The 13326-nt window shown below is 62.5% G+C and carries 18 protein-coding genes; 7 read left to right on the forward strand and 11 right to left on the reverse strand.

Going from position 1 to position 13326, the window contains the following annotated elements; genetic code table 11:
• Window positions 1–196: 196 nt before the first annotated feature.
• The 4 genes from CS919_RS09980 to CS919_RS09995 all read right to left on the reverse strand — a co-directional run bounded on the left by CS919_RS09980 (window position 197) and on the right by CS919_RS09995 (window position 4815).
• On the reverse strand, window positions 197–1702 hold the full coding sequence (locus CS919_RS09980; protein WP_011113060.1) for an ABC-F family ATP-binding cassette domain-containing protein: 1506 nt from the start codon (window positions 1700–1702) through the stop codon (window positions 197–199).
• 235 nt (window positions 1703–1937) lie between these two features.
• The gene (locus CS919_RS09985; protein WP_070434713.1) at window positions 1938–2753 is read right to left on the reverse strand and encodes an AAA family ATPase; all 816 of its coding nucleotides are present in this window, start codon (window positions 2751–2753) and stop codon (window positions 1938–1940) included.
• A complete protein-coding gene (locus tag CS919_RS09990; RefSeq protein ID WP_070434714.1) occupies window positions 2750–4171 on the reverse strand; it encodes a TnsB C-terminal domain-containing protein in 1422 nt (473 codons plus the stop codon). Before CS919_RS09990 ends, CS919_RS09985 begins: the two co-directional genes overlap by 4 nt.
• 35 nt (window positions 4172–4206) lie before the next feature.
• Window positions 4207–4815, reverse strand: coding sequence for a recombinase family protein (locus CS919_RS09995; RefSeq protein WP_234990909.1), 609 nt, complete (start codon window positions 4813–4815; stop codon window positions 4207–4209).
• Between the two features lie 279 nt (window positions 4816–5094).
• On the opposite strand from CS919_RS09995, the gene CS919_RS10000 reads away from it, so the two are divergent.
• The 6 genes from CS919_RS10000 (at window position 5095) to CS919_RS10025 (ending at window position 9245) form a co-directional block, all read left to right on the forward strand.
• Entirely contained in the window at window positions 5095–5691 is a 597-nt protein-coding gene (locus CS919_RS10000; protein WP_070434801.1) for a recombinase family protein, read from the forward strand.
• A 7-nt stretch (window positions 5692–5698) separates the two neighbouring features.
• The gene (locus CS919_RS10005; RefSeq protein WP_070434715.1) at window positions 5699–7087 is read left to right on the forward strand and encodes a TnsB C-terminal domain-containing protein; all 1389 of its coding nucleotides are present in this window, start codon (window positions 5699–5701) and stop codon (window positions 7085–7087) included.
• On the forward strand, window positions 7084–7893 hold the full coding sequence (locus tag CS919_RS10010; RefSeq protein WP_070434716.1) for an AAA family ATPase: 810 nt from the start codon (window positions 7084–7086) through the stop codon (window positions 7891–7893). Before CS919_RS10005 ends, CS919_RS10010 begins: the two co-directional genes overlap by 4 nt.
• Window positions 7894–8044: 151 nt before the next feature.
• Window positions 8045–8572 (forward strand): TetR/AcrR family transcriptional regulator, encoded by a 528-nt coding sequence (locus CS919_RS10015; protein ID WP_070434717.1) that lies wholly within the window; start codon window positions 8045–8047, stop codon window positions 8570–8572.
• On the forward strand, window positions 8569–8928 hold the full coding sequence (locus CS919_RS10020) for a DMT family transporter (protein WP_046746592.1): 360 nt from the start codon (window positions 8569–8571) through the stop codon (window positions 8926–8928). Before CS919_RS10015 ends, CS919_RS10020 begins: the two co-directional genes overlap by 4 nt.
• Window positions 8928–9245, forward strand: a complete 318-nt coding sequence (locus tag CS919_RS10025; protein WP_046746591.1) for a DMT family transporter — start codon at window positions 8928–8930, stop codon at window positions 9243–9245. Before CS919_RS10020 ends, CS919_RS10025 begins: the two co-directional genes overlap by 1 nt.
• A gap of 23 nt (window positions 9246–9268) precedes the next feature.
• On the opposite strand, the gene CS919_RS10030 is transcribed toward CS919_RS10025, so the two are convergent.
• From CS919_RS10030 to CS919_RS10920, 7 genes are all read right to left on the reverse strand, one after another.
• On the reverse strand, window positions 9269–9601 hold the full coding sequence (locus CS919_RS10030; RefSeq protein ID WP_046746590.1) for a hypothetical protein: 333 nt from the start codon (window positions 9599–9601) through the stop codon (window positions 9269–9271).
• Between the two features lie 38 nt (window positions 9602–9639).
• Complete coding sequence (locus CS919_RS10035) at window positions 9640–10317, reverse strand: GNAT family N-acetyltransferase (RefSeq protein WP_070434718.1); 678 nt, start codon at window positions 10315–10317, stop codon at window positions 9640–9642.
• A 5-nt stretch (window positions 10318–10322) separates the two neighbouring features.
• A complete protein-coding gene (locus CS919_RS11045) occupies window positions 10323–10754 on the reverse strand; it encodes a DUF192 domain-containing protein (RefSeq protein WP_070434719.1) in 432 nt (143 codons plus the stop codon).
• 4 nt (window positions 10755–10758) lie between these two features.
• Window positions 10759–10962, reverse strand: coding sequence for a hypothetical protein (locus CS919_RS10045; protein WP_099299343.1), 204 nt, complete (start codon window positions 10960–10962; stop codon window positions 10759–10761).
• 15 nt (window positions 10963–10977) lie between these two features.
• Window positions 10978–11355, reverse strand: coding sequence for a hypothetical protein (locus CS919_RS10050; protein ID WP_070434721.1), 378 nt, complete (start codon window positions 11353–11355; stop codon window positions 10978–10980).
• 4 nt (window positions 11356–11359) lie between these two features.
• Window positions 11360–11740 (reverse strand): ParA family protein, encoded by a 381-nt coding sequence (locus tag CS919_RS10055; RefSeq protein WP_099299344.1) that lies wholly within the window; start codon window positions 11738–11740, stop codon window positions 11360–11362.
• 348 nt (window positions 11741–12088) lie between these two features.
• Window positions 12089–12454, reverse strand: coding sequence for an adenylyl-sulfate kinase (locus CS919_RS10920; RefSeq protein WP_228073762.1), 366 nt, complete (start codon window positions 12452–12454; stop codon window positions 12089–12091).
• Window positions 12455–12619: 165 nt separating this feature from the next.
• On the opposite strand from CS919_RS10920, the gene CS919_RS10065 reads away from it, so the two are divergent.
• Window positions 12620–13183, forward strand: coding sequence for a P-loop nucleotide/nucleoside kinase family protein (locus CS919_RS10065; protein WP_070434724.1), 564 nt, complete (start codon window positions 12620–12622; stop codon window positions 13181–13183).
• Window positions 13184–13326: the final 143 nt, after the last annotated feature.

Raw genomic sequence — 13326 nt, forward strand, 5'->3', positions numbered from 1 at the left:
AATTATTGCCCTACATTGAGCACTTAATAAGCAACCTCTTAAAAAGTGGGACACCATTACTGGACGATGGAGTACACGATGTGGGGAATCACGATGTCGTCATGACACGGTTCAAAGAGGCGCTGTCGGAGCACATTTGTGAGGTGTCGTTCATACGCCCGCTTTCGTGTGCCGACTGACCTATTGCGAATTGCTTTTAGAGCTCGATGGTGCGATCCAGTGAAAGGCGGGAACAGAAGTATTCATCGTGGCTGACTACGAGTAACGCTCCGTGGTAAGCGGAGAGGACGTCGACAAGCCAGTCCGCGGTGGGGATATCCAAGTTGTTTGTCGGCTCATCAAGTAGCAGGAACTGCGGTGCGGGGGAAGTAAGCAGTACGCGTGCGAACTCGGCACGGAACCGCTCGCCTCCGGAAAGGTGTCCCACCGGTGTGTGGACACTGTCATTCTGGAACAACAGCTGCGCCAGCTTGTCGCGGAGAAGCTGCGGGTCAGCCTGTGGATTGCTTTCCGTGACCAGCTCCCACACACTCTTTTCGGCCGGCAATGTGATGCGTTGACGTAGGTAGCTGCAGGGCAGTGCGTAGTCGACGTCGCCGCTGGCAATCCGGTTGAGAAACGTGGTTTTCCCCGAGCCATTGGCACCGGCGAGTCGGACGCGTTCGGGGCCGACGATTGTCAACAGCCCGCTGCCCAGAACGCGCGTGGCATTGGGAAGGCTGGTATCGGGTAGCTCGATGTGAACATGAGTGTCCTCCCGCAACATAAGCTGCGCAGAGTCATAACCTTCCCGAGCCTGTGACACCGAGGCTGCGGCATCACTGGCACGTTTGGCTGACGAGACCTGGGATCGGTTCTTATCGTTTCCCATGGCCATGCCGGGCTTGCGTTTCGAGGTAGCGAACTTTTTTCCACGGCGGGCGTCACGGGCGAGCCGTGTTTGCATCTCGGCACGTTGGCGAACTTCCTTGCGGTAGGAGGCTTTGGCCTCACTTACTTCCGCCCGCACGGTTTCCTGCTCGTGGGCGATGGTTTGATGGTAGTGCTCAAAGTTTCCGCTAAACATACGTAATGAGCCGTGATAGAGCTCAGCTATTTCGTCAGCGTGGTTAAGCAGCTCCCGATCATGCGAGATGACCACCATGGGTGCCGGGGAAGCGTCAATCATATGCAGGAGGTGATCCCTGGCGGCGGCGTCGAGATTGTTCGTGGGCTCATCAAGAATGATCATCTCTGGTTGGGTGAAAAACAGTGCTGTCAGCGCCACAGCGACGGCCTCTCCTCCCGACAAGCTGCCGACACTGCGATCAAGGGCAAAGTTCAGCTCCGACGCGCTAAGGGCGGCCTGGATCCTTTCCTTGAGATCCCAGTTGTCAGCAACGATGTCCGCGAGTTCCTCGGAGTAGTTGCCCGCTTCGATCTCCGCTAGGGCATCTAAAATCTCGCGGGCCTTAAATACGTCTGCGATGGTGTCGGTCACTTTAAGCCCCAAATCTTGGTCAAGGTAGCCGATTTTAGGGGCCGTCACGGAGCCGGAAGTGGGTTGATAGATACCGGCCAGCACCTTAGCGAGGGTCGATTTTCCTGAGCCATTAGCGCCGACAAGGCCGGTGAAAGATGCGCTGAACGTGGCGCTTAAATCCGAAAAACAGGGAGTGCCGTCGGGCCAGGTGAAAGAGAGGTGGGCAAAAGAAATAGGCATGCCGTGTTCCGCCTTCGAGTCAACGATGAATAGGTGAGCGTCGAATTAGGAACGGATCTTCATGGGGTGGAACTGTACCTCGAACTAATCTGTGCGTCAATGCTCACTAACTTTAGAAGCGCGCATAGATGTCTGCTGGAGTACACCTCAGACGAACACTTTGTGAATCACAAGACTGTGAATGTGATCGCTATGTGGCCTGCTTTTTTGATCACTATGTGTCGTACTGACCTGGTCAGTGGCCGAGTACCAGGGTGCTGGCGGCAGCTTCAATCACATCGTCGGTGATGGTCTCCAACTCGTTGATCTTCAACACTCGCTTGATCTGTGGGAACAATCGCTCCACCACACGGAAATTGCCGCGGGTCAGCCGCTCGATCGCGGCGATGGCCTGCGCATCCGTGAAATCCTCCGGGTTCAATTCTCTACCCAGGCGCCTCCAGTGCCGGTTCAGCACGAACAGCAGCTCGTCTTTGCCCAGGGCACGGTAGCGATGCGAGAACCCCAGCCGGCTGAACAACTGAGGGTAGTGCCGGAAGCGCTGGTCAATACCGGGCATGCCGATGAACATGATCGCCACACCGTCACGATCGTGGATGTCGCGCAGCATCTCCAGGGCGGTGGGAGGCAGACGTTCTGCCTCATCAATAATGATCAGTTGGGTGAGCTTCTCGCCACTGGATCTGCGCATGTGGAGCCTGTCCCGCTGTCCGGTGGCCATCAGATGCTCCATGATGCAGACGTCGAGTTTGCCCCGGTAAAATTCGATGTCACGGATCAACGTCCGGTACTTCGGTTGCACCTCAGGGGTGTAGAACACGGTGCGCGCCCGATGAGCCGTCGCGTAGATGGCCAGGTCAGATTCACTGCGTGGACCCCAGTCGTCAATGAACGAGCCCAGAGCATCCCAGTGGGCATAGCGTCTGGCGGACTGTGTTTTGCCGACTCCTGCATCACCGTGGCAGATGCCGATGGTGGCGTCTTTGCGGATCGCGTTGGCGAACTCGACGAAGCGGCGGTGCTCTTTGGTGACGATGAAGTCGCGGTTCATGGTGACAGGTCCTCTTCATAGGTCCGCAGGCGAGACGTACGACCACGCGGCCGTGGCGCTTCGGCGCTCACATCGGGGTTCACAGGGGCAAGGTCTGATGGGCGTGGCTCGTGGATGGGGATGCGCTCGTTGATCCCGGCACGTAGTTGACGCCGTCGGCGTCGACGAGCGGCCTGGATATCGGCCAGGCTGTAGCGCTGGTTGGGGTGGTCTTCATCGACAGCGACGCACAGCAACGTGTCGTGGTCGTAGACCCGGATCTCGGAGAGATCCCGCGGGTCGTAGCGGATGGTGACGTCATGGCCGACAAAAGGTGCCAGGGTCGGGCTGATGTAGCGCTGGCCTTGGAAGTGGATGCCGTCTCGCTGGACTCGGCGGTGGGTGGAGACCCGCAGCAGGAGTCCGTCGAGTTCTTCAAGGTTCTCCGGCATTCTGGGGATCCACCCCTGCCCGATCCACGCGGCTTTCGGGCTGGTGTTGATTGAAGAATGCGTGCGCTGGTTGTAGCTGCTGATGAACTCGCCGACGGCGGTATCCAGGCTCGTCAGGTCTAGTACGGGGTGTGGGTTGCGGACGCCGGGGGCGAGGTGGCCGGGCAGGGTGGTGAGAAGTTCGGTGTTGACGGTGCTGAAGAACCGCTCGATCTTGCCGCGGCCCTGCGGACGGGCGATGGTCGAGTGGATGATCCGGATCTTCAGTGCTGTCGTGGTGTACGTGATATGGCCACTGGTGAAGTCGGAGCCGTGATCGACGTAGAGGACGTCGGGAATACCGCACATCGCCCAGGTGGGGTCTGTTTTTCGCCAGATCGCCTGGCGTAGTGCCAGGGCGGTGTTCATTGCCGAGGGTGCGGTGGTGGTGACCATGTAGCCGCACACTGCCCGGGAGTAGTCGTCGATGATGATGGTGAGCCAGGGGCGAGTCGGGGTGCCGTCCGGGTTCTGGATGAGGATGTCGAGTTGGGTGTGATCGGCCTGCCAGATGGCGTTGGGGTGTTCAGCCCGGTGCCGGTAGACCAGTTCGTGTCGATCTCGGTAGGACGTCGGGCCCTCCAATGCGAGGGTGACCATCGCCGGGTCAAGGGCTTGGATGATGCTGCGCACGGTGGCGTAGCTGGGTGGTTTCAGCGATAGTTGTTGTGCTCGACAGCTCACGAGGCGATGCAGGGCGGCGATCGATGGGCGTGGCTTGGTGAGACCAAGGTGTTCGATGTAGGCGACGAGTTCCGCGGATATGCGATGGGCTCCGGCGTCGGATCGTGTGGTGTTGCGTAGCCCGCGGATTCCGTCGGCGCGGTATCGGGCTACCCACCGGGATAGGGTTCGGGTGCTGATGTCGGTGGCCTGTGCCAGGTCGGTCAGGGTGATGTCGTCTTCGATGTGGAGCCGGAGGATCTCCCAGCGTTGCATCTCGTCCATCACCGTCACCTCACGCGCTGGTCATTGTGTCCGTGTCAGGCGGGCAGTGCTGACTGTCGTCGTTTGGCGCCCTGCAGATGGCGGTACAGTGTCGCCCGTGACCAGCCGACCATGCTCGCGGCGTCTTCGGCACTGCGGCCTTTGGCTCGTTCCTCGGCGACGATGGCGAGTTTGCGGTCGACCACCTCTGGATCCACAGGTGGTCGGCCGAAGCGGGTGCCGTTGGACTTTGCTGCGGCGATGCCGGCGTTGACGCGTTCGGTGATCAGTTCTCGTTCGTACTCAGCCAGGGTGCCCAGCATGCCGAGCATCAACCGGCCCGAGGAGGTCTCCGGGTCGATGCCGTCGGAGACGGACTTGATTTTCACGTCTCGTTCGCGTAACAGGTTCACCGTGTTGAGTACATCGAGTAGGGACCGGCCCAGCCGGTCGATGCGCCACACCACCACCGTGTCACCGGGTTGAGCGTAGGCGAGGAGCTTCTTCATCCCCGGACGCTCAGTAGCGTTTTTCGCCCCGGAGGTGACATCGCTGAAGACATCACGGTCCTGAACCCCGGCGGTGACCAAGGCGTCGTGTTGAAGAGTCGGATCCTGACCGACGGTGGACACCCGGGTGTAGCCCAACAGTCTCATGACCACCATCATGCCTCACCAAACCCCAGATTGGAAGAAGGTGGAACACATTACGGTGAGACAGGTATACGAGACAGTTTTCGGGTCGATTCTCGCAGGAGCGCCCTGTTTCAGTGCGTTCGCCGTAGATGTCTTGTAAACCTTTAGCTAAATGAGACATGATGAGCGATGCGTCAAAGGGTGCCGTCGTCGCACAATTTCGGGCGCTGAGAACGTCTCGAAAAGTTGCCTCATCGCGCTCTGCCTCACGGGGTCGCGCGACAGGAGTTTGTGAGGCATGCTGATCGGGTGAGGCTTCTCGGGTACACGCGCGTGAGCACCGTCAGTCAGGACGCGCGCCTGCAACTCGACGCCCTGGGCGCGACGGGTGTTGAGGCGAGGGACGTCTTCTCAGACGTGACCTCGGGCAGCCGTGCCGCGGTGCAGCGGCCAGGGATGAAGAGACTTCTGGAGTACGCGGAGCCCGGCGACACGGTGGTCGTCTGGCGCATCGACCGACTCGGGCGCTCCCTCATCGACGTGCTGAACACGGTGAACCTGCTGCGCGAGAAGGACGTGAAGGTTCGATCGATTTCGGATGGCATCGACCCCGAGACCTCGTCCGGGCGGATGATGCTGGGCATGCTCGCGACGCTGGCGGAGTACGAGCGTGAACTGATCACCGAGCGAGTCAACGCCGGCATCGCCGCGGCGAAGCAGGCTGGCACGCGCTTCGGCCGGCCACCCGTGGATCCGGGCGTCGTGAAGGAGAAGCTTGCGATCGTGCGAGACGCGCGCGCGAAGGGACGCACCGCCGAAGACGCAGCCCGACTGGTCGGATGGTCCAGAGCGACGCTCTACCGTCATCAGCACGCCACCGGCACCCCGGCAGCGGTCGGCGACTAGATGTGCCATGGACGCGCTGGCCCGGTGGCGGATCCTGCGTCTCCATGTCGAGGATGACATTCCCCTGGCCACGCTGGTCAGGGAGACCGGAATCGGTCTGCGCACCCTTCAACGCTGGAACCATGACTACGCGGTGGCGGGGATCGACGGGCTGAAACCGAGCGCGCGAGCGGACGCGGGGACCCGGCGCACCGACCCAGACCTGGTCGCGTTCGTTGAGCAGCTCGGACTCACCAAACCGCGTCCCGGGATGGCGGCCTTGCACCGGCTCGCCATGGCCGAGGCCGACCGCATCGGGTGCGCCCGTCCAAGCTATTCGACGGTCCGGTCGATCCTGCACCGCCTTGACCCGGCACTCGTGACCCTCGCGCTGGACGGCCCAGCCGCGTACCGGGACCGACACGAGCTAGTGTTCCGCCGCCGAGCCGAGCGACCGAATGCGATCTGGCAGGCCGATCACACCGAACTCGACATCCTCATCGTCGGCGCCGATGGGAAGCCGGAACGCCCCTGGCTAACGGTCGTGATCGACGACTACTCGCGCGCGATCTGCGGGTACACCGTGTTCACAGGGGCGCCCTCGGCGATCAACACGGCGCTCGCATTGCGGCAGGCGATCTGGCGCAAGACCAACCCGGCTTGGGCGATGTGCGGTCTCCCCGACGTGCTCCACGTCGACCACGGCAGCGACTTCACCAGCAGGCATCTGGAGTACACGGCGGTGGCGTTGAAGATCCGGCTGATCTACTCGACAGTCGGCCGGCCGCAAGGTCGCGGGAAGATCGAGCGATTCTTCGGCACCGTGAACACCGAACTTCTCACGACCCTCCCCGGCCACCTCACCCCTCGGGCACGAGCCCCGAAGCCGCAGCTCAGCCTCGCGGACCTCGATCAGGCCATCGGCCGGTTCGTCACCGAGTACAACGAGCGCCCCCACAGCGAGATCGGCGCCAGCCCGAAGGAGGCCTGGATCGGTGACGGCTGGTTGCCGCGGATGCCCGACAGCCTCGACCAGCTCGACGGGCTGCTGCTGACCCTGCCGAAGAACCGCGTCGTCCAACGCGATGGCATCCACTTCCAAGGCCAGCGGTACCTCTCACCCACACTCGCGCCGTTCGTCGGACGCAGCGTGACAATCAGGTACGACCCGCGCGACGTGTCCGAGATCCGCGTCTACGACCACGACACGCACATCTGCATCGCGATCGACGAAGCACACCCCAACCAGCGACTCTCCCTGCGCGACATCGAGACCGCCCGACGCGCCCGCCGTCGGCGGCTGCGTCAACAGATCAACGAACGCATCCCCCAGACAGCCGTCCGTGACGAGCCGCGAACCGAGCCGCGGACACCACGCCAGGTGAGACTACGCACCTACGAAGAGGACGAGCCATGAGCCGCGACTTCATCGTCACGAAAGAACACCGCCGCTTCATCGAATTCGCCAACGCCGTCCGCAAGGAACGCACGATCGGCATCTGCCACGGCGATGCCGGCGTCGGCAAGACGCAATCCGGCCGCCGATACGCCCACTGGGACACCCTGGAACCCTTCATCACCGAGTGGGGACCGCGGAGCGAGACCGACACAGAGCATTACGCCACCGCGAACCGATCCCGGACCCTGTTCTACACGCCACCGGTCCTCCCCAAGCCGGCGCAGCTCGTCCATGAGATCGACCACCTGCAGACCAGGCTGGGCATCTGCATCGATGAGCACCTGCGCGCCACCGGCAAAGTTACGGGGACTCACGGCCGCTACAACATGGGCAAGCGGGTCGAGCTGCTCATCATCGACGAGGCCGAACGCCTCACGCCCACGGCCCTGGAAGTCCTCCGAGACCGGCACGACCGTGAGCACACCGCGATCATCCTGATCGGCATGCCCGGCATCGACCAACGATTCCGGCACTACCCCCAGCTCTACAGCCGCCTCGGGTTCTCCCACCGCTACCGCAACCTCGGCCGCGACGAACTCCTCTTCGTCCTCGAACGTCGCTGGAAGCGACTGGGCCGCACCCTCGACCCCGACGACTTCACCGACGCGCAAGCCATCGCCGCGATCGAACGCATCACTCGCGGCAACTTCCGCCTCCTCGAACGCCTCTTCCCCCAAATCGCACGAGTGCTCAAGATCAACGAACTCGAGACCATCACCGACGACGTCGTCGAAGCCGCCGCCAGCGTCCTCGTCATCGGATAGCCACCGCCAAACAACAACGCAAGAACACCGCCAAAGAGCGTCAACATTCACACCTGGTCGTCGACGTCGACGAGGCCGCCGAAAACGATCGTTTACGGCTGAGCCCGCAGCTAAGTTGACTTACCATACGTATGGTAGGTATATTTGAAATGTGCCAACCAAAATCGAACTTCTCGATCACGCAGTTGAAGTCCTTCGCCGCGGCGATGCCCTCGCCCTCGATGCAGTCGCTCGCGAGGCGGGGTTGACGAAGCCCGGGGTGGTCCACCATTTCGGCACGAAAGAAGTTCTCACTGTCGCAGTCGTGAACCGCATCATCGACCGCTGGGAAGCGGATCTGCATACTCGGGCCTCGACGGATGCCGAGCCGATCGACAAGCTGCGCGCGTACGTCGACTACGCACTCAATGGCGACTTCGACTCCAGCGATCTCGCCCTGCTCGCGGACGTGAACCTGCGGGAGCGGTTGTCTGCTCTGTGGGCGGAACGCCTCACCCCGTGGCTCGGCAGCGACATCGACACTGACCCGGCGAGCCGCGCATCACTTCGAGCCGCCCGCCTGCTGGCCGACGGCGCATGGTTCAACGCTGCTCTCGGCATCCCCACCGTCCGCGACGACGAACGATCCGTCCTGCGCGCGATCGCCCTGCAACTCGTGAATGAAGGAGACCCCCAGTGACCAACAAAGCCAAAGGCTGGCTGTTCCTCATCGGCGCGATCGCCGCAGAGGTCACCGGCTCACTATCCCTCAAGGGGGCGCTCGACGCACCCGCCCTCTATGCACTCGTCGCAGCCGGCTACATCGGCGCCTTCGTGTTCCTCAGCCTCGTGCTGCGCACCGGCATGGCCCTCGGCGTCGCATACGGCATCTGGGGAGCCTCCGGGGTCGCACTCACGGCGCTCCTCTCCCTCATCATCTTCGGCGAACCGCTCACGCTCTTGATGGGCATCGGCATCGTCGTCGTCATCGCCGGAGTGCTCTGCGTCGAACTCGGCGCACAGGCCGGTCACAAGAAGAAGGCAGAGGTCGCGTGATGGTCTGGCTGTTCCTCATCGGCGCAATCATCTTCGAGGTCGTCGGCACGCTCTCCCTGCGTATGGCCGTCGACAAGAAGCGCTGGTACGTCGGCGTGGCGGTGGGCTACGTCCTCGCATTCACCATGCTCAGCCTCGCCCTCGCCGGCGGCATGGCGCTCGGCGTCGCCTACGGCATCTGGGCCGCATCCGGCGTCGCACTCACCGCCATCCTCAGCAAGTTCCTCTTCAAAGAGCCCTTCACCTGGCTGATGGGCCTCGGCATCGTCCTCATCGTCGGTGGCGTTCTCTGCATTGAACTCGGAGCCGTCCACTAACCCGGCGATCGTTTACAGCGGGGCTACCAAACGTCGGTCGGGTCAGAGATTCGCTGACATGCTCCCTGCCATACCCAGCACCGCAGCTTGTCGCCGTCGATCGTCACCTGGACGCCCACGGCGTCGGCCGTCCAACGTTTCACCTGGACGACGCACCGGACGTTCGTATCCCCGAACTGGAGCCAGGCGTGACCCCATATCGTCATCTGCTCGGGAACGATGGTGAGCGGCTGCGCATGCAATCGAAGCTGGAGGGAATCGAGGGTGCGCAGCGGCCCGCGCTTGCGCGCCTCGCGCAGCTCTCGCTCTTCGCCCCTCTGCGCCGGCAGATGCGGGTAGCGCTTGTTCGTTCCCACTGTGACATCGTTACGGGAACATCAGACGTCGAGCGTGGCTACTTCGCCTCGGGCGTCCCGCAGTTGGGGCATAGGAGGTAGCCGCCGTCCTCGTCGACGAACTCGAACACGTCGCGGCACCGCGCGCAGTTGATCTTGCCCTGGTGCATTCGCCATGCGTCGACGTAAAACCATGTTCCGTCAATGCCCGGGTAATGGCTCAGCTCGCTGTTGGTGGGACGCCGTGCGGGGAGTCCCGTGTTGTGACCGACAACGGTCGCGCCGGACCTGCGGTAGAAGTCCGCGCTATTATTCCGGTCGTCCACGAACCCGTCGAGGTAGCGGCCACCATGAGGAAGAGCCCAGTACGCGGCCTCTGAAAGCAGCTCTCGGCCGATACCGGACCCGCGGGCCTCAGGCAGCACGAAGAGGGCGGCGAGGATTCGGTGTGTTGTTGCGAACTGCCGCGCGGCGTCGGGCTCTTTCGATATCAGCTCGTCGGACACGAACGGCTCGACCACGGCGCCGCCCAGCATCATCCCCCGGTCATCACTCGCACCGATGATGATGCTCGGCTCAGGGTGGGTGTCGTCTCCGAAGATCCTCCGGAGCTGCGCCGCTCTTCGCCGGTCGTCGGCCGCCACCATATGCGGGGGCGCATAGCCGATGATGAGCTGCGCCGCGACGGTCTGCACAATCTGCCTGGCCTGCGGGGTGTCAATCCGTCCTACGCCCATCTGTCCTACTCGCTCTCTACCTGCACGGTTGTCTCTGGCGACACATGGCTGAATGTGCCAGCCGGGGCCTCAAGAATCGCGTCTACGACACCCGGGGACGCCTCACGGGGGCATGGGTCCGTCGAACACGGCTGGAGCGTCACAACGCCCGTCACGCGCCCGTCGCGGATCCACACGACGTCGAGCGGCACACGGGTGTCCTGCATCCACACCTCCGTGCGCTGTGCGTGCTCGAGCGGGAACCACATGCCGGTGCCCTCCGGCACGCTGTCGCGCCCGCTGAGCCCTTGGCGCTGCGCCTCGGTGCTGGTTGCTTGCTCGGCGGTGACCGTCACCCCGTCGATGGTCACGCGCAGCTCGTCGACGCCCGCTGAGCATCCGGCGAGTATCGCTGTGAGAACGGCGGCCGCCGCCGCCGCTCTGAACGTACGGTGCACGGAACTATGCCGCTTGGACGGTGACCACTCCGCCGGACAGGACGAAGATCAGGCCCGCAGCGATGAAGCCAACGATGCCAATGACGAGGCTTCCCGTCTTGGGTTCCATAACGCTTCTCGTGGCGAAGGAGTAGATGACAAGGATCACGGACGCGACGGCAGCCACGATCGCAACCCACTGGATGATGTTGTTCAGGTTCTCAAACATTGCGGTTCGCTTTCGTCATTCCAGCGGCCGGCCCACGGGGCCGGTGCCGGGGGGCATCAGCTCGAAGTGCTTGCCCCCGTTGAATTCACGCTCCAGGTCCTCGACGAGGCCCATGACGCCGTGCAGCTGCATGTCGGTCATGTTCCGCCAGCGGTACTTATCCCGACCAGCGAAGTACGCGGCGCGGATGCGGCCGCTCTGGTCGCTGTCCGCGTAGTAGGTCATCTTCGGGCGGGTGAGCTTGCTCGCTCCCTCTCCCCCGCTCGGCGTCGATGCTGCCGGCGCTTCCGCAGCCGGGGTCGGTGTCGGCTGCGCTGCCGGCACTGCCTGGGTGTTGACGGGCGTCTGCCCGCTGAGCGCGGACGTGCGGCGTTCGCTTCGCTTCGTGGCCATGTTCTTAGTTCCTTCCGGTGAGCTGGTTGAGGTATCCGTCGTAGATCGCTGCGAGCTCGCGCCAGTCCGGGCCACCCTCGTCGAGCCCGAGCCCTTCCTCAGTCGCATCCGAGATTGACTGCCGCTTTGGAACAGGCGGGGTGAGCAGCGAGAGGCCGCGCGCCTCGGCGGCCGCCTCGATTTCGCTCGCCCAGTGGCCGCCTCCGACCGTGCGGGACTCGTGCTGGTTGAGAACGACGCCGCCAACGCGCAGCCGGGGGTTGTAGCTGTTCTGCACCTGCGTGATGGTGTCGAGAAGCTTGGCGAGCCCGTTCGCGCTCCAGAGCTTCGTCTGCGTAACCTCGACCAGCTCGTCATCAACGCGCTCGCGGCCTGGATGTTCCACAGGTAGAGCCGTGCCGCCTCGACGACGTCTCCCGTGGCCTGCCTGTAGGTCTGGAATCGGGCGGTCGGGATGGCGTGCTCGATCTGCCTGGCGGCACAATATGTCAGCCTGGGCACTGGATACTTGCCTTTCGTTCGGGGGAGCGGTACTGTTTAGCCCATATAGCGGGACAGTACCCGCAGTTACAGGACACCGGCGCTGAGATTAGATCTCAGGGCCGGTTCCTTTTTTGCTTGGCCACAGGGCGGCCACACGAGCATCGAGCTACACGCCCAGGCGACTACCCGTCGTCTACCTTCGTAGCTGGGGTCTGCTCGGGGGAATGCAGTCGACTACCAGGCACTTTGCTCATTGGAGGGCCACGCGCTGTCCCGATGTCTCACCCCGTAGCAACATCGCTCTGATGTGGGTCGGTTCGCAGCATGATTCCTGAGATGCACTGTCCTTAGCCTGCAGAACATGCGCCAGGCGGAGCAACTGCACGCCGAACGTAAACGAAATCGCCGAGTCAGCGGTTCGATTGCTGTGCGATGTCGGGTTTCGCTCTGCCATCTGCTGCTCCCACGGTGCAGGGTACGCGAGGTCGAGCGCATCGCCCTCGATGACGACGTGCTTGACTCCGCGTGCAGACAGGAGGTCATGAAGGGCGAAGGCCACGGTTGATTTTCCTACACCGGATCGCCCGCCGATCAGAAGCATATGCGTGCTGTTCATGGCCTCATGATGACATGTCCCGATGTCGGAGGGCTATCAGCGGCTTGCCCACCGTCGAGGCGCTGATCAACGGTTTCGCCGCCTAGTGATGTCATGACCTTCTCGTGTGTGTGGCAGTAGGCCACTTCGAGTGAGGCAGCGGGTATCGAAAGGTAAACTGCCCGCATGCAGCAGACTCAGCCACACGTCATATGGATCAACGGTGCGTTCGGTTCGGGCAAGACGACGGCAGCGAAGTTGTTGGCACGAAAAGTTCCCGGTGTGGTGATCGTTGACCCTGAAGAGGTCGGGGCTCTTCTAAGGCCTGTTCTTCAGCCGGTGGTGCCCGTCCACGACTTCCAGGAATGGCCCGCATGGAGAAAGCTTGTGGCTACCACGCTCAACGCTGTCCTCCGGGAGTTGCCGGAGGGCAGCCCCGTGACCATCGTTGTTCCCCAGACTGTGATGGTGGAGGACTACTGGTCGGAGATTACGTCCGACCTTGATCCATCGGTCCGACTCACGCCTGTGGTACTGAACATCGATCCAGTAGAACACCGACGCCGCGCAGAAGAGGACACTGAAGAGTCTGGTGCTCTGCGATGGAGGCTGAACAAATTCCCAGTCTTTCAACAGGCAGCATGGCTCCGACGTGCGTTTACCAACATCGACGTTTCCTCGTTGACCCAGGAGCAGACGGTCGCAGCTATCAGGGCGGTGGCGTTCCCTCCCGACCCTGAAGCTGTGTGAGGGGCAGGTCACGATCGGATACAAAACCTTATGTCCCTCTGTGTAACGTGACCCGGTTTGAGACGACAGCTTTAGGTGCGGAGTTGGGCCCTGCACGCCACAGAGCGACCACAGAATCACGCCATATATCGATCACATTCACA

Source organism: Corynebacterium dentalis, assembly GCF_900232865.1.
Taxonomy (GTDB): Bacteria; Actinomycetota; Actinomycetes; order Mycobacteriales; family Mycobacteriaceae; genus Corynebacterium; species Corynebacterium dentalis.

What these genes read in the sequence shown, in the direction of transcription:
- CS919_RS10005 (WP_070434715.1), top strand. Translation starts at nt 5,699, where the DNA reads ATGGACGCGCTGGCCCGGTGGCGGATCCTGCGTCTCCATGTCGAGGAT.
- CS919_RS09985 (WP_070434713.1), bottom strand. Translation starts at nt 2,753, where the DNA reads ATGAACCGCGACTTCATCGTCACCAAAGAGCACCGCCGCTTCGTCGAG.
- CS919_RS10920 (WP_228073762.1), bottom strand. Translation starts at nt 12,454, where the DNA reads ATGAACAGCACGCATATGCTTCTGATCGGCGGGCGATCCGGTGTAGGA.
- CS919_RS10045 (WP_099299343.1), bottom strand. Translation starts at nt 10,962, where the DNA reads ATGTTTGAGAACCTGAACAACATCATCCAGTGGGTTGCGATCGTGGCT.
- CS919_RS10025 (WP_046746591.1), top strand. Translation starts at nt 8,928, where the DNA reads ATGGTCTGGCTGTTCCTCATCGGCGCAATCATCTTCGAGGTCGTCGGC.
- CS919_RS09980 (WP_011113060.1), bottom strand. Translation starts at nt 1,702, where the DNA reads ATGCCTATTTCTTTTGCCCACCTCTCTTTCACCTGGCCCGACGGCACT.
- CS919_RS10035 (WP_070434718.1), bottom strand. Translation starts at nt 10,317, where the DNA reads ATGGGCGTAGGACGGATTGACACCCCGCAGGCCAGGCAGATTGTGCAG.
- CS919_RS10050 (WP_070434721.1), bottom strand. Translation starts at nt 11,355, where the DNA reads ATGGCCACGAAGCGAAGCGAACGCCGCACGTCCGCGCTCAGCGGGCAG.
- CS919_RS09995 (WP_234990909.1), bottom strand. Translation starts at nt 4,815, where the DNA reads ATGGTGGTCATGAGACTGTTGGGCTACACCCGGGTGTCCACCGTCGGT.
- CS919_RS10065 (WP_070434724.1), top strand. Translation starts at nt 12,620, where the DNA reads ATGCAGCAGACTCAGCCACACGTCATATGGATCAACGGTGCGTTCGGT.
- CS919_RS10010 (WP_070434716.1), top strand. Translation starts at nt 7,084, where the DNA reads ATGAGCCGCGACTTCATCGTCACGAAAGAACACCGCCGCTTCATCGAA.
- CS919_RS09990 (WP_070434714.1), bottom strand. Translation starts at nt 4,171, where the DNA reads ATGGACGAGATGCAACGCTGGGAGATCCTCCGGCTCCACATCGAAGAC.